Origin of the sequence: Apilactobacillus kunkeei DSM 12361 = ATCC 700308 (assembly GCF_001281265.1) — a bacterium.
GTDB classification, from domain to species: Bacteria; Bacillota; Bacilli; order Lactobacillales; family Lactobacillaceae; genus Apilactobacillus; species Apilactobacillus kunkeei.
Genome location: NZ_JXDB01000013.1, coordinates 1 through 20,945, shown reverse-complemented (window position 1 = coordinate 20,945; position 20,945 = coordinate 1). Strand labels below are relative to the sequence as shown.

The 20,945-nt window shown below is 37.5% G+C and carries 21 protein-coding genes; 18 read left to right on the top strand and 3 right to left on the bottom strand.

What is annotated here, in order from left to right; translation table 11 throughout:
• Positions 1-27 precede the first annotated feature (27 nt).
• The 16 genes from RZ79_RS06480 to RZ79_RS06405 all read left to right on the top strand — a co-directional run bounded on the left by RZ79_RS06480 (position 28) and on the right by RZ79_RS06405 (position 17,638).
• The gene (locus tag RZ79_RS06480; RefSeq protein WP_054450772.1) at positions 28-2,550 is read left to right on the top strand and encodes a M1 family metallopeptidase; all 2,523 of its coding nucleotides are present in this window, start codon (positions 28-30) and stop codon (positions 2,548-2,550) included.
• 135 nt (positions 2,551-2,685) lie between these two features.
• Positions 2,686-3,621: a D-alanyl-D-alanine carboxypeptidase family protein gene (locus tag RZ79_RS06475; RefSeq protein ID WP_054450770.1), complete on the top strand. Its 936-nt coding sequence runs from the start codon at positions 2,686-2,688 to the stop codon at positions 3,619-3,621.
• A 161-nt stretch (positions 3,622-3,782) separates the two neighbouring features.
• Entirely contained in the window at positions 3,783-4,265 is a 483-nt protein-coding gene (purE, locus tag RZ79_RS06470) for a 5-(carboxyamino)imidazole ribonucleotide mutase (RefSeq protein ID WP_034531300.1), read from the top strand.
• Complete coding sequence (purK, locus tag RZ79_RS06465; RefSeq protein WP_054450769.1) at positions 4,249-5,370, top strand: 5-(carboxyamino)imidazole ribonucleotide synthase; 1,122 nt, start codon at positions 4,249-4,251, stop codon at positions 5,368-5,370. The genes purE and purK overlap by 17 nt, the downstream gene beginning before the upstream one ends.
• A gap of 11 nt (positions 5,371-5,381) precedes the next feature.
• Positions 5,382-6,089 (top strand): phosphoribosylaminoimidazolesuccinocarboxamide synthase, encoded by a 708-nt coding sequence (gene purC, locus RZ79_RS06460; protein ID WP_237756548.1) that lies wholly within the window; start codon positions 5,382-5,384, stop codon positions 6,087-6,089.
• A 12-nt stretch (positions 6,090-6,101) separates the two neighbouring features.
• A complete protein-coding gene (purS, locus tag RZ79_RS06455; protein WP_034531295.1) occupies positions 6,102-6,356 on the top strand; it encodes a phosphoribosylformylglycinamidine synthase subunit PurS in 255 nt (84 codons plus the stop codon).
• Entirely contained in the window at positions 6,353-7,018 is a 666-nt protein-coding gene (gene purQ / locus RZ79_RS06450) for a phosphoribosylformylglycinamidine synthase subunit PurQ (RefSeq protein WP_041153149.1), read from the top strand. The genes purS and purQ overlap by 4 nt, the downstream gene beginning before the upstream one ends.
• A 4-nt stretch (positions 7,019-7,022) precedes the next feature.
• Complete coding sequence (gene purL, locus RZ79_RS06445; protein ID WP_054450765.1) at positions 7,023-9,245, top strand: phosphoribosylformylglycinamidine synthase subunit PurL; 2,223 nt, start codon at positions 7,023-7,025, stop codon at positions 9,243-9,245.
• Complete coding sequence (gene purF / locus RZ79_RS06440) at positions 9,221-10,684, top strand: amidophosphoribosyltransferase (protein WP_054450763.1); 1,464 nt, start codon at positions 9,221-9,223, stop codon at positions 10,682-10,684. The genes purL and purF overlap by 25 nt, the downstream gene beginning before the upstream one ends.
• Positions 10,677-11,711 (top strand): phosphoribosylformylglycinamidine cyclo-ligase, encoded by a 1,035-nt coding sequence (purM, locus tag RZ79_RS06435; RefSeq protein WP_054450762.1) that lies wholly within the window; start codon positions 10,677-10,679, stop codon positions 11,709-11,711. The genes purF and purM overlap by 8 nt, the downstream gene beginning before the upstream one ends.
• Entirely contained in the window at positions 11,683-12,273 is a 591-nt protein-coding gene (purN, locus tag RZ79_RS06430; protein ID WP_237756547.1) for a phosphoribosylglycinamide formyltransferase, read from the top strand. The genes purM and purN overlap by 29 nt, the downstream gene beginning before the upstream one ends.
• 1 nt (position 12,274) lies before the next feature.
• Positions 12,275-13,807 (top strand): bifunctional phosphoribosylaminoimidazolecarboxamide formyltransferase/IMP cyclohydrolase, encoded by a 1,533-nt coding sequence (gene purH, locus RZ79_RS06425; protein WP_054450760.1) that lies wholly within the window; start codon positions 12,275-12,277, stop codon positions 13,805-13,807.
• 9 nt (positions 13,808-13,816) lie between these two features.
• Positions 13,817-15,076 carry a phosphoribosylamine--glycine ligase gene (gene purD, locus RZ79_RS06420; protein WP_080997496.1) on the top strand — a complete coding sequence of 420 codons (1,260 nt, stop codon included), beginning with the start codon at positions 13,817-13,819 and terminating at the stop codon, positions 15,074-15,076.
• A gap of 110 nt (positions 15,077-15,186) precedes the next feature.
• Complete coding sequence (locus RZ79_RS06415; protein WP_054450758.1) at positions 15,187-15,777, top strand: DUF1003 domain-containing protein; 591 nt, start codon at positions 15,187-15,189, stop codon at positions 15,775-15,777.
• A 177-nt stretch (positions 15,778-15,954) separates the two neighbouring features.
• Positions 15,955-17,181 (top strand): MFS transporter, encoded by a 1,227-nt coding sequence (locus tag RZ79_RS06410; protein WP_054450755.1) that lies wholly within the window; start codon positions 15,955-15,957, stop codon positions 17,179-17,181.
• A 133-nt stretch (positions 17,182-17,314) separates the two neighbouring features.
• Positions 17,315-17,638 (top strand): hypothetical protein, encoded by a 324-nt coding sequence (locus RZ79_RS06405; protein WP_053796989.1) that lies wholly within the window; start codon positions 17,315-17,317, stop codon positions 17,636-17,638.
• Positions 17,639-17,709: 71 nt separating this feature from the next.
• On the opposite strand, the gene RZ79_RS06400 is transcribed toward RZ79_RS06405, so the two are convergent.
• The 3 genes from RZ79_RS06400 to RZ79_RS06390 form a co-directional block, all read right to left on the bottom strand.
• Positions 17,710-18,147 (bottom strand): Rrf2 family transcriptional regulator, encoded by a 438-nt coding sequence (locus RZ79_RS06400; RefSeq protein ID WP_054450753.1) that lies wholly within the window; start codon positions 18,145-18,147, stop codon positions 17,710-17,712.
• Complete coding sequence (locus RZ79_RS06395; protein ID WP_054450751.1) at positions 18,147-19,001, bottom strand: NAD(P)H-binding protein; 855 nt, start codon at positions 18,999-19,001, stop codon at positions 18,147-18,149. Before RZ79_RS06395 ends, RZ79_RS06400 begins: the two co-directional genes overlap by 1 nt.
• Before the next feature lie 118 nt (positions 19,002-19,119).
• Entirely contained in the window at positions 19,120-19,749 is a 630-nt protein-coding gene (locus tag RZ79_RS06390) for a TM2 domain-containing protein (RefSeq protein ID WP_054450749.1), read from the bottom strand.
• A gap of 145 nt (positions 19,750-19,894) precedes the next feature.
• Here RZ79_RS06390 and RZ79_RS06385 point away from each other — a divergent pair, with 145 nt between their 5' ends.
• A complete protein-coding gene (locus RZ79_RS06385; protein ID WP_051961047.1) occupies positions 19,895-20,332 on the top strand; it encodes a DUF805 domain-containing protein in 438 nt (145 codons plus the stop codon).
• A gap of 115 nt (positions 20,333-20,447) precedes the next feature.
• Positions 20,448-20,834 carry a DUF805 domain-containing protein gene (locus RZ79_RS06380; RefSeq protein WP_054450747.1) on the top strand — a complete coding sequence of 129 codons (387 nt, stop codon included), beginning with the start codon at positions 20,448-20,450 and terminating at the stop codon, positions 20,832-20,834.
• Positions 20,835-20,945 lie beyond the last annotated feature (111 nt).

Below are 20,945 nucleotides of genomic sequence, written 5' to 3'. Positions count from 1 at the left end.
AACGATGATAAAGAAGGAGTGTTATTGATGGCTGAATTAGTTAGATTATTTAATCGATTTCAACCTGATCACTACGATATTTTCTTAGATGTTAACCGTAGTGAAAAGAAATTTAGTGGAAAGACCACAATTTACGGTAATGCAAGTGAAGAAGAAATTGGCATTCATGAAAAAGACTTTGATGTTACTAGCGTTTTGGTAGATGGTGATGCCGTTGAATTTAACGTGGATAATGATAATGAAGTAATTAACGTTTCCTTAGGGAAGACCGGGGAAGTGGCAGTAACAATTGAATACTCAGCTAAGTTAACAGATACTATGATGGGAATTTACCCCTCATACTACCAAGTTAATGGTGAACAAAAACAACTTGTAGGGACTCAATTTGAAACTAACTTTGCTAGACAAGCATTCCCATGTATTGATGAACCAGAAGCAAAAGCTAAGTTTAAACTAGCGCTTAAGTTTGATGAACAACCTGGGGAAACTGCTATAGCAAATATGCCAGAAGTAAAAGTTGAAAATGGCGTTCATTATTTTGACGAAACTGTAAAAATGTCTACTTATTTAGTCGCATTTGCTTTTGGTGATATGCAAAGCAAGATGACTGAAACCAAGAGTGGCGTTAAAGTTGGTGTGTTTGGTACTAAAGCCCATGACGCTAAAACATTAGATTTTGCCTTAGATATTGCCAAGCGTTCAATCGAATTCTTCGAAGATTTTTACCAAACCCCATATCCACTTCCACATTCATGGCAATTAGCCCTACCTGATTTTTCAGCAGGTGCGATGGAAAACTGGGGACTAGTAACTTATCGTGAAGCTTATCTATTGCTAGATCCAGATAACACTTCATTTGAAATGAAGCAACTTGTTGCTACAGTGATTGCCCATGAATTAGCTCATCAATGGTTTGGTGACCTAGTAACTATGAGATGGTGGGATGATTTATGGTTGAACGAGAGTTTTGCGAACATGATGGAATATGTTGCAATTGATGCAATCGAACCTTCATGGAACATTTGGGAAGTATTCCAAACAACAGACGTTCCTGCAGCGTTAAAACGTGATGCTGTGGACGGTGTTCAATCAGTACACGTTGACGTCCATCACCCAGCAGAAATTGATGCATTATTTGATGCAGCAATCGTTTATGCTAAGGGTGCCAGAATGTTAGTAATGGTTCGTGCCTTGATTGGTGATGATGCACTACGTGAAGGTCTAAAGAACTATTTTGCTGCTCACAAGTACGGTAACGCTGCGGGTGCTGATTTATGGGATGCACTTGGTAAGGCTGCAGGTATGGACTTGGGCAAGATTATGGAATCATGGTTGGAACAACCAGGTTACCCAGTTGTGAACGCTTACGTTGAAGATAACCGTTTGAAGCTAGCTCAAAAGCAATTTTTCACAGGTGAAGGTAAGGATGAAGGCCGTCGTTGGCAAATTCCTTTAAACGCTAACTATGACCAAGCTCCTGACATCTTCAGTGAAGAAACTATTGATTTGGGTGACTACCAAGAATTACGTAAGCTAAATGGAAAACCATTTAGAGTAAATATTGGTAATAATTCACACTTTATCGTTAAATATGATGAAACATTACAAGCTGACATATTAAGCGATGCGAATAGCTTATCTCCAATCGATAAGATGCAATTATTACAAGACCTTCGTTTATTAGCTGAAGCTAAGCAAGTATCATACGCAGGAGTTGTTCCGGTATTAAAACAATTTGCTGATAGTAAATCTAATGTTGTTAATGATTCTGTCTACACACTAGCCAACAACTTGAAGAAGTTCGTTGAACCCGGAAGTGAAGACGAAGATAACTTGAAGAAACTATACAGACAGCTAAGTGACAAACAACTAGAACGACTAGGTCTAGTTAGTGTTGACGGTGAAAGTAACAATGATAAGTTAACTCGTCCATATATCTTAAGTGCATCATTGTATGATGGCAATAAGGATTTCGCCGAAGCCGCACATGCAATCTTCCAAGATCACCAAGATAACTTATTATCATTACCTGCTGATACACGTGTATATATCTTAGCTAATGAAATGAAGAACTACTCAAACGCTGAAGAATTCGATTCATTAGTCGAAGAATACAAGCAATCAACAGACCCAAGTTACAAGCAAGATATTTGTGCTGCAGTAACTCTAACAAACGATGCTAAGTTACTAGGAAAATTAGTTGCTAACTTTGAAGACAGTAGCGTTGTAAAACCTCAAGACTTACGTGCTTGGTTCTCTGGTGTATTGAGAAATCCAGCTGGTCAACAATTCGCATGGGATTGGATCAGAAATGAATGGCAATGGCTAGAAGATACTGTTGGTGGTGATATGGAATTCGCTACATTTATTACGGTTATCTCAAACATTTTCCATACCAGAACCCGTCTGGATGAATTCAAAGAATTCTTTGAACCAAAACTAGACACACCAGGTTTAACCCGTGAAATTAAGATGGATACTAGAGCGATTACAAGTACTGTTGAATTGGTTGAATCCGAAAAAGAAGCTGTTAAATCAGCAATTAAATAGTAATAAGAAAAAGGGGTCTACTTATTAGGCTCCTTTTTTAATATTCATAATATAAATGTAATAATTTGTAAACTAAAATCCCGTCAAAACGTTGTAATATATAGCTATTGATTTCGTTAAGGGGGATAAATTTAAATGAGTAAAATCAAAAACATAATGGTATCGTTTCTAGCTATTTTTATGCTTGGATCATCATTTGTTACTGTGAGCGCAAGTGCCAATGCCAACAGTAAGTACTCCAAAACTATGGATAAGTACAACAAGACAAGTAGTGCTACCTATGCCATGAACATGGATACTAACCAGGTTTACTACCAAAAGAATGCTACATCCAAACGTGCCGTTGCTTCGACCGCTAAGATTATGACATTATACTTAGCGATTCAAAAAGCACAAACTACCAAAAATGGATGGAAACAAAAAGTTAAAATATCACCAAGTTTAGCAAGAATGAGTAGACATCATTCTCTGGGCAGTTACGTATTAAAAGCTAACAAGAAGTACAGCGTTAGAAACTTGTATAAGGCTTCATTAATTGCCTCATCTAATAGTGCAACCATTGCACTTGGCCAATGGGTATCTGGAACTAACAATAAGTTCATCAAGAAGATGAACAGACAAGCGAAGGCATGGGGGATTGCTTCTCAAGCTCACTTCGTTTCCTCATCTGGTTTGGAAAACTCCGATTTATATCCATATTATATTCGTTATGGATCACGTTATGACTATAACCGTGTATCTGCTAAAGCACTAGCTGTGATTGCTTCACATCTATTGAAGCTATATCCAGCTGTTGTAAATGATGCTAAGATTTATCGCTACCACCAAAGTGGTCAAACTCTAAAGAATGCAAATGAATTACTAGCGGGTGGACTAAGATATGATGCAGCATTACACGTTGATGGTTTAAAGACGGGATACACTCCGTTGGCAGGTAACTGTCTAGTAAGTACCAGTCAACTACCAAATAAGAACCGTGTGATTATCGTGTCATTACATGATAAATTTAATGCATACGATCAATATCGAATGTACAAAATGATTTATAAGACGTTTTCTGAATTTAAATAGTGAAAAAAGACCGACTTTTCTAAGTTGGTCTTTTTTTGTGCCGACATTCTATTTTTACGAACTATAATATACTATTTTTAAATATTGTTCGCTTTTTAGTTGACGAATGTTAATTGACTTGTTATGATGAATTTAACCATTTAGAGGGGAGACTTTAAAAAATGGATGTAGCAGTTGTAATGGGTTCAATCTCTGACTTGCCTAAAATACAAGGAACAATTGATACTTTGGATAGTCTAGGAATTAGTTATAACACTAAAATAATCTCAGCTCACCGGATGCCAAATGAATTACAGGCTTTTGGCAGTTCGGCAAAATACGAACAATATAAGGTGATTATTGCTGCGGCGGGTGGCGCAGCACATTTACCAGGAATGTTAGCGGCAAATACGACTTTACCGGTAATAGGGATTCCGGTTAAGACCAGCACCTTAAATGGAGTTGATTCATTGCTATCAATCGTTCAAATGCCTTCAGGAGTACCAGTTGCGACCGTCGCAATTGGCGACGCTGGTGCTAAGAATGCTGCATTGTTAGCGGCTCAGATTTTAGCAATTAGCAATGACAAAATCGCGCAAAGTCTAGATGATTTCCGTGAAAGACAAACAAGGGAGGCAATTGATAGTAATGAACAATTACACTAAACCAATTTTGCCACCAGCTACTATCGGAATTTTGGGTGGTGGTCAGCTTGGACAGATGATGGCACTGGTTGCCAAAGAAATGGGTTATAAGGTTGGAGTCTTAGATCCAACACCTGACGCTCCAGCAGCACAAGTTGCAGATTTTCAAATTATCGCCGACTATGATGATGAAACAGCCATTAAGCAGTTAGCTGATAAATCAGATGTTTTAACCTATGAGTTTGAAAACGTCGATCAAGAAGCAATTAAAAAGGTTTCGGATACTACATATATCCCACAGCCAGTTAGTGAACTAGAAATCACTAGCAACCGAAACAAGGAAAAGGGCTTTTTACAAAGCATTGGAGCACCTGTTACTGACTACATGCCAGTAAATAACGCCGACGACCTGTTGAAAGCGTACCAAAAAATATCTACTCCTGCGATTTTAAAAACCGCAGAGGGTGGTTACGATGGCCACGGTCAATTCGACATTAATAGTGAATCTGATTTAAAGGAAGTCATTAAACACTTGGACGGCATTGAGTGGATCTACGAAAGAAAGCAACCTTTTGTACAGGAAGTTTCCATAATGGTAGACCGAGATGTTTCCGGCAAGGTGATTGTCTTCCCACTTAGCGAAAATATTCATCAAGACCATATATTACACACTAGTATCGTACCAGCAAGAACTAATGGAAAGGTTCATAAAAATGCTGAACAGATTGCCGAAAACATTGCTTCAGAAATGAAGCTAGTCGGTGTTTTAGGAATCGAATTCTTCTTAATGGAAGATGGTAGACTTCTTGTTAACGAGCTGGCACCACGACCACATAATTCAGGTCATTACACTATTGAGGCCTGCAATGTTTCTCAATTTAAAGCACATATTTTAAGTATTTGTAATCTATCTTTACCAGATATCAAGTTAAATGATAACGCCGTTATGGTGAACCTATTGGGTGACAATTTAACACTCGGTCGAAACGAGTTAGTTAACCATCCTAATTGGAACTTTCATGATTATGGTAAGGCTGAAATTAAACATCAAAGAAAGATGGGTCACATCACCGTGACTGGTTCATCAATCGATCAATTATTGCAAGACGTTAAATTATTTAGATGAGGAGAATTAAAATGACTACATTAGTTACATCAGGTAAGACTAAAGAACTTTATACCACCGATGATTCAAGTGTATTGCGTGTGCACTATACTGACCACACCACTGCAGGGGATGGTTTGCGTAATGAATTAATCGAAAACAAAGGCGCAGTTAATAACGAAATTTCAAGTATGATTTTCACATACTTAAACGAAAATGGCGTTGATACTCACTTTATTGAACGTGTGAACGAAACAGATCAATTAAATAAAAAAGTTGAAATGATTCCGCTGGAAGTTGTAATTAGAAACTTTGCTGCCGGACATTTCCAAAAAAGATTCGGCACTGATTATCTTCAAACATTGAAAGAACCAGTTGTCGAATTTTTTTATAAAGACAATGATTTGCACGATCCAATCGTTACGAAGTCTGATGCAATTGGTTTGGATTTAATCGAAGCTGATAAGTTAACTCAACTAGAAGCTAATGGTCTAAAAGTTAACCAAATCCTAAAAGGATTATTCGACAAGATGAACGTTACTTTAGTTGATTTCAAACTAGAGTTTGGGATTAACGAAAATGGTGAAATTATTTTAGCTGATGAAATATCACCTGATTCATGTCGTTTACTTGATAAAGACACAAACGAATCACTAGATAAAGATGTCTTTAGAAAAGAAGCTGGCGATATGATGCCAGGGTACCTAGAAATTCTACATCGTTTACGAGCAGCCATTTAGGGAGGAAGAAATATGTATTTAGCACAAATTTATGTTCATCACAAAGCATCAATTTTAGATCCTCAAGGTGAAGCGGTATTGAACGCCTTACAACGTTTGGGTTACGACAAGGTCGACGCCGTTAAACAAGGTAAGTACTTTGAAGTTAACATCCAAGCTGATAGCGAAGATGAAGCATCAAAGGTTGTTAATGATATTGCTAAAGACTTATTAGTAAACCACAATATGGAATCATTTGAATTTGATTTAAAGGAAGTGGCGAAATGAAATTTGCAGTAATTAGTTTTCCCGGCTCTAACTGTGACATGGATATGTACTATGCAGTCCGCGATTCATTAAATGAAGACGTCGATTTAGTTACTTCAGACGCAACTAATCTAGATGGATATGATGGTGTCTTAATCCCAGGTGGTTTCTCCTATGGTGATTATCTAAGAAGTGGTGCCGTAGCTCGTTTTGCACCAGTTATGGAATCGGTTAAGGAAATGGCCGCTGAAGGTAAACCGGTATTGGGTGTCTGCAATGGATTTCAAATTTTAACTGAAGCAAACTTACTACCAGGTTCGCTTCAACACAACACTAGCATGGAATTTATCTCTGATTGGTCCAAGCTTCGTGTTCAAAATAACGACACAATGTTTACCGACCAATACGAAGAGTCAGAAGTGATTGATATTCCAATCGCCCATGGTGAAGGTAATTATTACTGTGATGACGAAACTTTAGCTCAATTAAAAGCTAACGATCAAATCGTTTTCACTTACGAAGACAATCCGAACGGTAGTTGCGATAACATCGCTGGTGTTGTGAACGAACAAGGTAATGTTTTAGGGATGATGCCACATCCAGAACGTGCCGTTGAGAGTATTTTAGGTGGAACTGACGGCTTGAAGTTGTTCAAGTCATTATTAAATCACGTTAGGAGCTAACAAGATGGAAAAGCCAAAGACAATTACACCCCAAGATATTAAAGATCAAAAGATTTACCAAGACTGGGGTTTAACTGATTTTGAATATAACTTAATTTCAAATGACATTTTGCACCGCTTGCCTAACTACACCGAAACTGGTTTGTACTCAGGAATGTGGAGCGAACACTGCTCATACAAGAATTCTAAGCCTGTCTTAAGAAAATTCTGGTCAGATGGTTCTCGTGTTCTACAAGGACCTGGGGAAGGTGCTGGAGTTTTAGATATTGGTGATGGCCAAGCGGTGGTATTTAAAGCCGAAAGTCATAACCATCCAAGCTATGTTGAACCTTATGAAGGTGCTGCTACTGGTGTGGGTGGAATCATCAGGGATATTTTCTCAATGGGAGCTAAACCGGTCGCTTCTTTAGATAGTCTTCGTTTCGGTGAATTAACTAATGATAAAAATCGATTTTTATTAGATAAGGTTGTTGCTGGAATAGCTGGTTATGGTAACTGTATTGGGGTGCCAACAGTTGGTGGTGAAATAAGTTTTGATCCATGTTATGACGGTAACCCTTTGGTAAATGTTATGTGTGTCGGATTGATGGACCAAGAAGACATCGAGGCAGGAAGAGCTTCAGGTGCTGGAAACTCCATCATCTACGTCGGCGCTAAGACTGGACGTGATGGAATTAACGGTGCAACGTTTGCTTCAAGTCAATTCAGTACTGAAGAAGAATCTGATCGTTCTGCGGTTCAAGTTGGTGATCCATTTATGGAAAAATTACTTGTTGATGCATGTCTGGAAGTGACTCATAACCACAAGGATATCTTAGTTGGAATTCAAGACATGGGTGCAGCTGGTCTAGTATCTTCTTCAGCTGAAATGGCTGACAAAGCTAATAGTGGAGTGGATCTTGATTTAGACTTAGTTCCTCAAAGAGAAATTGGGATGACGCCATATGAAATTATGCTATCCGAATCACAAGAAAGAATGTTGCTTTGTGTCAAAGCGGGCCATGAAGATGAAATTCTTGAAATCTTTGAAAAACATCACCTAGACGCTGTTGTCATTGGTCATGTTAATGATGATAAACAATACAGATTGATTCATCATGGTGAAGTTGTTTGTGACATTCCAACTTCAAGTTTGGTAAACGATGTTCCAGAATACCAACACGATGTTGTAGAACCTGAACGTTTAAAGAACGTTAAAGAAGCCAAAGTGCCAGTTATTAGCAACGTTAATGTCATGGTTAAGACGATTATTGGGCAACCCACAATCGCTTCTAAAGAGTCAGTTTACCGTCAATATGATTGTCGTGTTCAAGCCAACACTGTCGTTCAACCTGGTAGTGACTCAGGAGTGATTCGTGTTCGCGGAACTAATAAATCACTTGCAATGACTACTGATGCCAACGGTCGTTACATCTACCTTAATCCAAAACTAGGTGGTCAAATTGCTGTATCAGAAGCTGCTAGAAATATTGTTGCTAGCGGTGCCGTGCCAATCGGTATCACTGACTGCTTGAACTTTGGAAATCCTGACGATTCAGAAAGTTACTTTGAAATGGATCAATCAGTTGAAGGAATATCTAAGGCTTGTGAAAAATTCGATACACCAGTAATTGCTGGGAACGTTTCTCTATATAACGAAACTGATAACAAGGCGATTTACCCAACTCCAATGATTGGGATGGTTGGTTTAATTGAAGATAATCAATACATCACTAAATCTGACTTTTCGGAAACTGGTGAATTAGTCTACGTTATTGGAGACACAAATGATGATTTTGCAGGTTCAGAAATTCAAAAACATCTAGAAGGCCAAATTTCAGGAAAAATTCATTTTGACCTGGAAGAAGAATTTAGCAACCAACGTTTAATTCTTGATTTAATTCATAACCACCTAATTGAATCTGCTCACGATGTGAGCGAAGGTGGCATTATCGTATCGCTACTGGAATCATTATTTGAAAACGATCTTGGTTTAAATGGTGAAATCGATATTACTAAAGCACAATTATTTTCAGAAACTCAATCAAGATATGTGGTATCAGTCAGCCAAGAAGACCGAGAATCCTTTGAAAAACTAGCTGGTAAAAAAGCCCATTTGATTGGAGTAACCGACGATAGTCAACAAATCAATCTACGACTACAAGATGGTCAATATGTTGATGATGTGACTACATTAAAAACCATCTGGAAGGAAAGTTTATCATGCCAAATGAAGTCAAAAGCTTAAACGATGAATGTGGTGTTTTTGGAGTCTGGGGTGTTGAAGGTCCGGCTGCCAAAGTCGCTTACAGTGGTCTCCACGCTTTGCAGCATCGTGGTCAAGAAGGTGCTGGAATTCTTGCCATTGACGCTAATAAACGACTAAACCGATATCGCGGACAAGGTTTACTTGGAGCTATTTTTGATGACCCACATTCATTTGATCGATTACATGGAAATGCAGCACTAGGCCACATTCGTTACGCAACTGCTGGAAGCCATACCATCAACAATGTTCAACCATTTATGTTTGAAAACACCGAAACTCATTTTGCACTATCACATAATGGAAACTTAACTAATGCTGACACTCTAAAAGAAATGCTTAGAAAAACTGGAACTATCTTCCAATCTGATTCTGATAGTGAGATTTTCGGTGACTTGATTGAAGTTAGTAATCAAGAAACTTTCTTAGGTCGTATCAAGGAAGCTGCCAATCAAATGCACGGTGGTTTTGCCTATGTATTACTTAGTCCAGACGCAATGTATGCAGTATGTGACCCCAACGGATTACGTCCTTTGGTTGTCGGAAGAAGAAAAGACGGCGCTGTGGTTATCTGCAGTGAAACATGTGCTTTAGATCAAGTTCAAGCCGAATATGTAAGGGATGTTCAACCAGGAGAGGTCATTATTGTTGATGACTCTGGAATCAAGATTGACCACTTTACCGAAGATACTGAACTAACCATTTGTTCAATGGAATATGTTTACTTCGCTCGTCCTGATTCTGTAATTCATGGTGTTTCGGTTCATGAGGCTAGAAAACGTATGGGAGCGTTGGTGGCTCGCGAAAATCCAACCAAGGCTGATGTTGTGATTGGGGTGCCAAACTCATCGCTTTCTGCGGCGATGGGATATGCAATTGAAAGTGGCATTCCATACGAAATGGGATTGATTAAGAATCAATACGTTGCCAGAACATTTATAGAGCCAACTCAAGAACGACGTGAACGCGGGGTTTCAATGAAACTTTCCGTTGTTAAATCAGTCATCAAGGACAAGGACGTCATCTTAGTAGACGACTCAATCGTCCGTGGAACTACCAGTCGTTTTATCGTCAAAATGTTAAAGGATGCTGGAGCGAAATCAGTCCACGTTCGAATTGCTTCACCTGATTTGAAGTACCCATGTTTTTACGGAATCGATATTCAAAAGCCAAGCGAATTAATCGGTGCCAATCACAGTGTTGAAGAAATTAAAAACATCATCGGAGCTGATTCTTTAAAGTATCTAAGTGTTGAGGGGTTAATCAATGCAATCGATCTTGATTGCGACAATCAATACCATGGTTTGTGTACAGCCTATTTTGACGGCAAGTATCCAACACCTTTGTATGACTACCAAGAAACATATGATTCAGAAGCAAAAAGACTACATCTATATGAGGAGGATGAAGTGAATGGCTAACCAATATAAAGAAGCCGGTGTCGATGTTGAGAGTGGCGAAAAGGCAGTAGATTCCATTAAAAATATGGTTGCTTCTACTTATGATCAAAGCGTAATTGATGGCCTAGGTGGATTCGGCGCAATGTATTCACTTCAATCACATTTCGCTAAATATGATGATCCAGTTTTGATTTCAGGAACTGATGGTGTGGGTACTAAGTTGATGTTAGCAATTCAAGCTAAACGTCACACCACAATTGGTGTTGATTTGGTCGCAATGTGTGCTAATGACATCTTGGCACAAGGTGCGAAACCATTATTTTTCTTAGATTACATCGGAATTGGTAAATTACTTCCGGAAGAAATTAAAGAAATCGTTTCTGGTGTTGTGATGGGATGTAAGCAAGCTGGCCTTTCCTTGATTGGAGGAGAAATGGCTGAAATGCCTGGTATCTATAAGAAAGATGATTATGACCTTAGCGGTTTTGCGGTAGGAATTGCTGATAAAAAGCGTTTGTTAGGTTCACAAAACGTGGAAAAAGGTGACAAGTTAATCGGTTTGAAGTCATCTGGAATTCACTCTAATGGGTACTCATTAGTTCGAAAGATTATCAAGGATGCCAATCTTGATTTAAACGCCACATACCAAGGACTATCACAACCATTAATTGATGAATTACTAACCCCAACGCGTTTGTACTATCACTATGTTAAGGGAATCGTTGAGTCTGGTGCGATTCATGCAATTGCCAATATCACCGGTGGAGGAATTGCTGATAATTTATCTCGAGTAATTCCGAATGATTTGACTGCTAAAATTGACCGTTCATCTTGGTCAGTGCCAAATATCTTCAAGTGCCTACAAGATTGGGGAAACCTTGATCAAAGTGATATGGATTTGGTATTTAACCAGGGAATTGGCATGGTATTAGTTGCTCCTGAAGAGTACGTTCAAGCAGTGACCAACTACTTTACAGACAACGGCCTAGAATATTTTGAGATTGGTGAGGTGGTAAAACGTGAGCAACAAGCAGTTGAAATCGACTAAGCTTCCGGTTGCCATTTTTGCTTCCGGAAATGGAACTAACTTCGACGCCATTGCTGAAGCAGAGCTACCAATCGATATTAGGTTATTAGTATGTGATCATCATGATGCTTATGTAGTGCAAAGAGCGAAAAGAAAAGGTATTGACGTCTTGATAGAAGAGCTTCATAAGGGTGAAAAAAGATCTATTCGTGAGGGACGTATCTTAGAGGCATTAAAGGAACAAGGTGTAAAAGTTATTATACTCGCCGGGTATATGCGTATTGTAGGTGATACATTGCTAAATGCTTTTCCTAACAAGATTATTAATATCCATCCAGCATTGCTACCGAGTTTTCCAGGAAAACAAGGAATTCTAGATGCATATAATTCTGGAGTTAATAAGACGGGAGTCACGATTCATTTTGTGGATTCGGGGATTGACTCTGGTCAGATTATTGCTCAAGAAGAGGTTTTTAGAAAAGAAGGTGATTCGTTAGCGGATTTGGAAAATCGAATTCATGATGTTGAACATCAGTTGTACCCACGCACGATTTTACAATTAATTAAAAAGGGAGTTATTTAAATTGAAAAAGTTAGCATTGATAAGTGTCTCAGATAAGAATGGAATTGTTGAATTTGCCAAGCAACTAGAACAACGCGATTACGATATTGTCTCAACTGGTGGAACATTGAAGACATTATTGGACAATGGTGTTGATGCGATCGCTGTTGAAGAAATTACTAATTTTTCAGAAATGCTAGATGGTCGTGTGAAGACATTACATCCTCGTATTCACGCTGGAATTCTTGCTCGTCGCGACAATCAAGAACACATGCAACAACTAAAGGAACAAAATATTGGATTAATCGATTTGGTCTGTGTCAATTTGTATCCATTTAAAGAAACAATTGAAAAACCAGACGTTACATATGCCGATGCAATTGAAAATATTGATATCGGTGGTCCTTCAATGCTAAGAGCCGCTGCTAAGAACAGCCAAGACGTGATCGTAATTACTGATGTATCTGACTATGACGACTACATTGCAAGATACGACGCCGATGAAATTGATGCTGAATACAGAAGCGGTTTGGCAGCGAAGGTATTTAGACATACTGCTGCTTACGATGCTTTAATCGCCAACTACCTAACCAAAGAAGAATTCCCAGAAAAGCTAACTTTCACATATGAAAAGGTAGAAGCAATGCGTTACGGTGAAAACAGTCACCAAAAAGCGGCATACTACAAGGAACCAATTCCTGAAAAATATTCGCTAGCTAATGCAAAACAATTACATGGTAAGAAGCTATCATACAACAACGTTAGGGATGCAGACGCCGCCCTTCGTATTGTCGCAGAATTTCCAGATCAAGCTACTGTTGTGGCATTAAAGCACATGAACCCATGTGGTATTGGAACTGCAGATGACTTGCTAACTGCTTGGAACCTAGCTTATGAATCAGATTCAACTTCAATCTTTGGTGGAATCATCGCTTTAAACCGAGAAGTTGACCTAGCAACAGCCGAAAAGATGCACGCTATCTTCTTGGAAATAGTAATTGCTCCATCATTTACTGACGAAGCTTACGACGTATTAGCTAAGAAGAAAAACATCCGTCTATTAACTGTTGATTTCGATAAGATTAACCCTGACAAGAAAGATTTAGTAAGTGTGCTAGGTGGAATGTTAGTTCAAGAACGTGACTTACTTCATGAAGAACCAACGGAATACAAAGTTGTCTCAAAGAAACAACCAACTGAAAAGCAAATGAAGGCTTTAGCATTTGCTCAAAACGCTGTTAAGCACGTTAAAAGTAATGCAATCGTAGTTACCACCGACCATCAGACCTTAGGTGTTGGTTCTGGTCAACCTAACCGTATTGATTCAACTAAGATTGCTATCAAGAAGGCTGAAACTAAGCCTGATTATGCAAACGCAGTATTAGGTTCAGATGCATACTTTCCAATGGATGACTGTGTTGAATTTGCCGCAAAACATGGTATCACAGCAATTGTTGAACCCGGTGGAAGTATTCGCGATCAAGATTCAATTGATAAAGCAGACGAGTTAGGTATTGCCCTTGTATTTAGTGGCAACCGTCATTTCAAACACTAGAGTGAGGTTATGATGAAGATGGAAAAATGGTTATTGATTGGTTCAGGCGGTCGCGAATATGCGATGGCACAAAGTTTAGCTAAGAACGTCAATCGAGAAGTTTTTGTAGCACCTGGTAATCCCATGATGAATGTAATCGATAGGGTTCAAACCTTAGATATTGAAGAACTAGATTTCGATGTTCTAATTGAATTTGCCTTGGATAATCAAATTGATTGGACGGTAATCGGTCCCGAAAAACCACTTAGTGATGGCATTGTTGACAGATTTACCAATGCTGGTTTGAAGGTTTTTGGCCCCAATAAAGAGGCTGCTCAATTGGAAAGCTCTAAGGAGTTCGCTAAAGAAGTGATGAAATCAGCTGGTGTCCCAACAGCTGCCTATGCTACTTTTAGTAATTATGATGAATCTATCAAATACTTGGAGGAACATGATTTTCCAGTTGTTGTGAAATTAAACGGTTTGGCTGCTGGAAAAGGTGTTTTCATCATTAAAGACTTAGCAGAAGCCAAAGAAACATTGTCTTCAATCTATGATAATAACGTTCACCAAGAAATCCTGATTGAAGAATACCTGGAAGGTCAAGAATTTTCGATGATTGTAATGGTAAACGGATTGGATATCATAACCATGCCATTAGCTCAAGATCACAAGCGCATCTATGATGGTGATAAGGGCCCCAATACTGGTGGAATGGGCGCATACAGTCCACTTCCGCAATTTCGTGATAACGTCTTAAACGAAGGATTAGTGAAGGTGATTAGACCCGTGTTGGATGAAATGCACAAACGAGGCATTTTGTTCCAAGGTTTTCTATACGCTGGATTAATTTTGACTAAAGATGGTGTTAAAGTAATCGAATTCAACGTTCGAATGGGTGATCCGGAAACTCAAGTCATCTTGCCACAATTACAAGGTGATTTGGGGGATGTGATTGTCAAACTAATGAACCATCAAGAACAAAACGTTGATTGGCAAACCGACCGATACTTCCTTGGTAACGTCCTAGCCGCTAAGGGGTACCCTGGTAACCATAAAAACGGATTAACACTACCTCAATTTAGCGATGATAAACTTGCGGTAGTTTATGCGGGAGTAGAAGAACAAGATGAACAACTAGTTAGTTATGGTGGACGTATTATGATGGTAATTACTTCGAATAAAGACTTAAAAAAGGCACAAAAATTAGTTAATCAAGCAATTGCTGACAACGTTAATACAAACGATTATTCGTACCGAACTGATATCGGTGACAAAGCATTTAGATAAGTAAAAAGCTATGGTCTATACCATAGCTTTTTTACTGTAAGATTTTATCTTTGTATATCTTGTGAATAAAGTATAGACTTTTGTTTATACATATTTTAGGAGTTGAAATAATGGAAAATTACGCACAACAATATGCTGATATTAAAAAAGCAATGCAAAAAGATGAGGCCGCGTTTAATAAAATTGATCGTCGTTTAACTCAAAAAATTAATAACGAAGATTTTAAAGTAATTGATGCCGATAAGGCACTTCAAGAAAACTACACGTTTGGGAAAAAACTGGCTGATCAAGTAGCTAAAGTTGGTGGTTCATGGGGGTTTGTAATCTCTTTTATTATCTTTTTAGTTGGTTGGATGATTATTAATGTTATGCAATTATTCGGTTGGCATTTTGATCCATATCCATTCATTCTTTTGAATTTGGCACTTTCATGTATTTCTGCAATTCAAGCACCTATCATTATGATGAGTCAAAACCGTGCTGGAGAAAAAGATGATTTAGACCGTAGAAATGATTACCACGTTAACCTACGTTCAGAAGAAGAATTAAAGTTATTACATGCCAAGGTTGATTTACAAACAAAATATAACAAGCATCAAAGTCAGTTGAATCAATTACAAATGGAAATGTTAATTCGTATCGAAGCTTCACAAAGAGAACAAAATATTGAAAATAATTTGGAAAACAAAAAGGATGATTAATTAGTTAATCATCCTTTTTTATTGGAATATTTCTAATGGCGTCTAATTATCCATATATTAAATGTAGATAAAAATATAAAAACATTGCCATTTTTTCAATACAGTAGCATAATATACGTATATTATAAAAGGAAATACAATTAATGTTCGTTATTTAACGAAAAGAGGAGCTTTTAAATGGATGTCATTAACGAATCAAAGCATTTTAGTTTTGATCAAAAAAAGACGCTAGCCTCTACCACTGTTGGTTTTGCGCTAGAAAATATGGATAGCATGTTCTTATCTTTTGCGCTATCGTCGATGATTTTGAGTTTACATATTAGTCCTGCCGCAGCTGGACTTACTTCAACTATTACCAATTTAGGTAAACTATTTGGTGGGTTGTTATTCGGAATTTTGGCCGATCGATTTGGTCGTGTCAAAATCTTCTCACATACAATTTTCTTATTTGCTCTTGCTACTGGATTATTATTCTTTGCTCACAACATTTATGAAATTTATCTACTAAGATTTTTAGCTGGAGTTGGATCTGGTGGAGAATTTGGTGCAGGGGTGTCATTGATTTCTGAACATTTCCAAGGATTTAAGGTGGGCAAGATTATTTCTTTCTCAGCCGCCGGTGGTCAAATGGGTGGAATCATGGCTGCTATTATAGCTTCGATTGTTCTTCCGATGTTTGGTTGGAACACATTATTCCTATTTGGATTAATTCCAGTTGCATTAGCATATTTCATTCGTCGTCACCTAAAGGAAAGTCCGGTTTATGAAGCTGAAGTTCAGAAAAATCACAAGCTTCCACATGTGTCATTTTCTGAACTATTTAAGACGCCACAACTAGCATGGCAAACGATTGTCATCACCATTATGGTAATTGTTGAAAACGCTGGTTACTATGGATTAATGATTTGGTTACCAACAATTATGCAAAAACAACTTCATGTTTCAATTTCAAAGTCGTCACTATGGATGATTGCGACAATCGTTGGTATCAGTTTGGGAATGATTAGTTTTGGTTACATTATGGATAAAATTGGTCCCAGAGTTGCCTTTGCGTTCTTTATGTTGTCTGCAGCTGTGGCAATTTATGGTATTGCAATTTCTCATAGTGCCATGACGTTACTAGTGTTTAGTGCGCTAGCAGGATTCTTTGCAGCAGGTTTCTATGGTGGTTTTGGTGCCATTATTAGTCGATTATATCCTACCAACATTAGAACCACAGCAAATAACATGATTATGGCAATCGGTAAATCTGTAGGTGGTTTTTCGCCAGTGTTGATGGGACTATTAATGGCTAAGTTCTCATTGATCGAAATTATGGTATTCATGTCACTAATGTATCTAATTGCAGTCGTTTCAATGTTAACGCTAAAGAAACTAAGAAACTTTAATCATGGGTACATGTAAAATAAACAAAATGTAAATTTAATATAAGAAAAAATTGACCCTATGTCTATTTTTGGTTATTATTATGTTAAGAAATAATTATAAAACGATTAGATGTAATTATTTTTATTTATATTTAGGGGGATTTTTCATAATGGATAACGGTTCAAACAACCAACAACCAGATTTTCAACAACAAAATGGTCAACCAAACGGTGGTAACCAATCAATTTACATCAACCAAGCTAAGGCTAATGGTATCGGTACTGCCGGTTTCGTATTATCATTAATCGCTTTATTGGTTACTTCATGGATTCCATTTGTTGACTTTATTGTATGGTTATTAGGTGCCATCTTCTCAATTATTGGTTTATTTAAGCAACCTAAAGGTCTTGCAATTGCTGGTACTATTATTTCATTTATTGGTATTATCTTTATCTTGTTCGTACTATCATTTATTGGTGCAGCATTAGCTTAATATTTGTAAGATAAAGGTACTTGATTTTATCAATGATTAAAGTAAGTACATATTTAAAAAAGCACTATCCGTTAGGATAGTGTTTTTTTATTGCCGTCAACAACATCTTTTACTATATCTGCTAGAGTAATTTTGCTCATTTCGGATTCTGCTTGTTGTTGAACTTCATTGTATGCTTTATGCAAAGCAGATTGAATATTTGCGCCGATTGGACATTGTTGATTAGTTTCTTCATCAACATGGAATAAATCGGGTTCTTCGATTGCCTTGTAAACATCGAGAAGGGTAATTTCATTAGTTGGCTTACTTAACGATACAGCAGCGCGTCCGGGTTCGCTTGTGATTAATCCAGCATTTTTTAGGGACGACATTAAACGACGGACAAGGCTTGGATTGGAATTAATGCTACCAGCGATTGCGCGACTTGATAAATCATCTTCTACGATTTCAGAAGCGCCAATGTAGGTCAAAATATGAACAGCATCACTCAAACGATGTGAATACTTCATTACTTGATTACCTTCTTGATTGCTTCTTCAATTGGTGTAAGTGAATGACTAATCACAGCAGTTAAATCATTTGTATCTTCGTCTAATTGACCATCAGCGATTAATGATTGAATATCTGATACCATTTCAACTGTTGCATCATCTAATCCAGCATCCTTCAAGCCTTTCTTGTAGTCCTCAGCTGAAGCAGAAATAACAGGAAAGTCCTTTCCAGTAGCATTCTTTAATGCTTCAGCTAAATCAGCGTAAGTACGAGATTCACCAGCGAATTCATATATTTCTTTTGGTGACTTGCTTAATAGGACACGAACTGCACCTTCAGCGTATTCTGATTCTAATGCCCAACCAACGTGACCGTCGCCGGCACCGTATACGAATGGTTGACCCTCACTGGCAGGTTTTAAAACAGTGGCTTCGTTTTCTAAATACCAGTTGTTACGAACGAATGCGTGAGCAATACCACTTTCCTTGATAGCTGCTTCTGTTTGAGTGTGATCATGTGATAAGAAGTTATCAGCTGTTTCTGCGTGTGGGAAACTAGTGTAAACAATGAATTCTACACCAGCTTTTTTAGCAGCATCGATAACATTTTGGTGTTGAGTCATACGAGGTAGGACAGGGTTTGGTTGTGATGACACAAACAATAACTTGTCGATACCTTCAAGTGATTCTGCCATTTGATCAGGATTACCGTAATCGAATGGACGGACGTCTAGGCCAGCTGGAAGTTGTTTTTCAGCCTTTTCTACATTTCTTGCTAGAGCCACGATATCTGATCTGTGGACGTTTTTCATTAAAACTTTGATTGCTTCTTTACCGAAATTACCGGTAACAGCACTAATTGCGTATTTCATAATTTCATCAACCTTTCTAGTTGTTACTTTATAATTAACATGTTACATATAAGATAACAGGTTAACAAAAATAATGCAACAAAAAAAGCTTCCAATTTTTTTGGAAGCTCTCAAAACGTTATTCTTTTGGTTTGCTGAAGTCAGTAAAATCGCCATCTGTATCGTTAGATGATTGAGAATTTGTTGAATTATTACTTTGTTGTGGTTCAACATTTGCTGAAGATGTTTGATTATTTACTGGTTGGTTGTTGATAGGTTGACCAGTGTTAGGATCAAAATTATTTTGATCTTGACCTTGAGTTGGTTGTTGGGGTTGGTTGCTGTAATTTACAAAAGAAGCACCATTAAATGAAGAGTAGTTAATACCACTTAATTCTTCCACTGATTTACCAGTTACTTGGGTGATTCCTTTGTATGCAGCTTGTAGACGGCTTTCCTTTAACCATGATTGGATTGAGAAGGCATCGACAATCCACCAGATCCATACGGCACTTAGAAAACCAAGACCGATGATAAAGAAGATTGTGACCCATCCAATTATTTCTAGGATTAGCATTAAAGCAGCATAGGGCTTCTTAAATAGGAAACGGTGTGCACCGAATTCTCCTAAAAATACCCATAGCAACCATGCGGCCACCGGGCTAATGGCATTATTTTCTACATAATCGTTTACCATTAGTTGTTCCTGAGTAGATAATTTCTTACGTGCAGCGAAAACTTGTTGTTCTAAAATATCGACATTGTTCATATGAAAATCCCCCTAAATATCTCGTGTATCTTCAATTATATCATTATTAGATAATCCGAAGCATTCTTAATAATTTCTTAAATTGATTTTTTGTAAGCGATTAATTAATATGTACATAGAATATGAAAAAAGGGGAAATATAATTATGATTAAAGCATACAAACAATTTTGGAAAAACTACTTTAACTTTACTGGAGTAAGTACCAGATCAGAATTCTGGTGGGTATTCTTAATTAACTCCATTATCTACGCAGTCTTTGCACTAGCATTCGGTGGTGTAGCAGTGGCTACATCATTTGCAACCGGCCATGCCGACAAGTCATTCGGTATTGCTGCATTAATTGGTATCGCAGTATGTATCCTATACTGGATTGCATCAGTAATTCCTACCATTTCACTATACTTCCGTCGTTACCGTGACGCAGGTGTAACTCCATGGTTCCTACTAATTACCTACGGGGTTCCAGCTGTATTAACTAGATCAAACTTATACGAAAAGCACGTACTAGTTCAAACCCTAGTTCTAATTATCTCAATCATTGGTTTCATTATTTTAGTAATGCCAAGCAAAGATAGAAAATAATTAAACATCAAAAAGGGCGTGTAAACGCTCTTTTTTTGTGCCAAAATGAAAGATTTAGTGGTACAATATTTTTCGAATGTAACATTAAATAGAAAGTAAATTTGGATGTGAAGTGATGTTAAGTTTTATTGAAGGATTTTCTATGTATTGGACCCGATACTTTGATTTTAAAGGTCGTAGTACTAGATCAGAGTTTTGGTGGAGTTTTTTAGGATTAACAATCATCACTGGAATTATCGCTGGAATTGAGCAAGTCGATTATAAACTAGGTGTTCAAATTTATATAGTTTATTCAATATTAACAATTATTCCCAATATTTCTCAATACGTGAGGCGTTTCCGAGATATTGGGATAAGCCCATATCTGGTTATTATCACATTCGTAATACCATCATTGCTTGTTTATGCAATTAAACATCTACCATGGTATTTACAAGCAATTGATATCTTATTAATATTATCTGATATCTTTTTATCGATTCTACCCAGCAAAGATGATTAAAAAAAGAGCTAGATTAATGGAACTGCAACTATTATTTTGAACAAATAAATAAAAGCAGCTTTCTAACTATTTAATTGGGCAACTGATTTTCTGTATTCTACAGGGGATTGG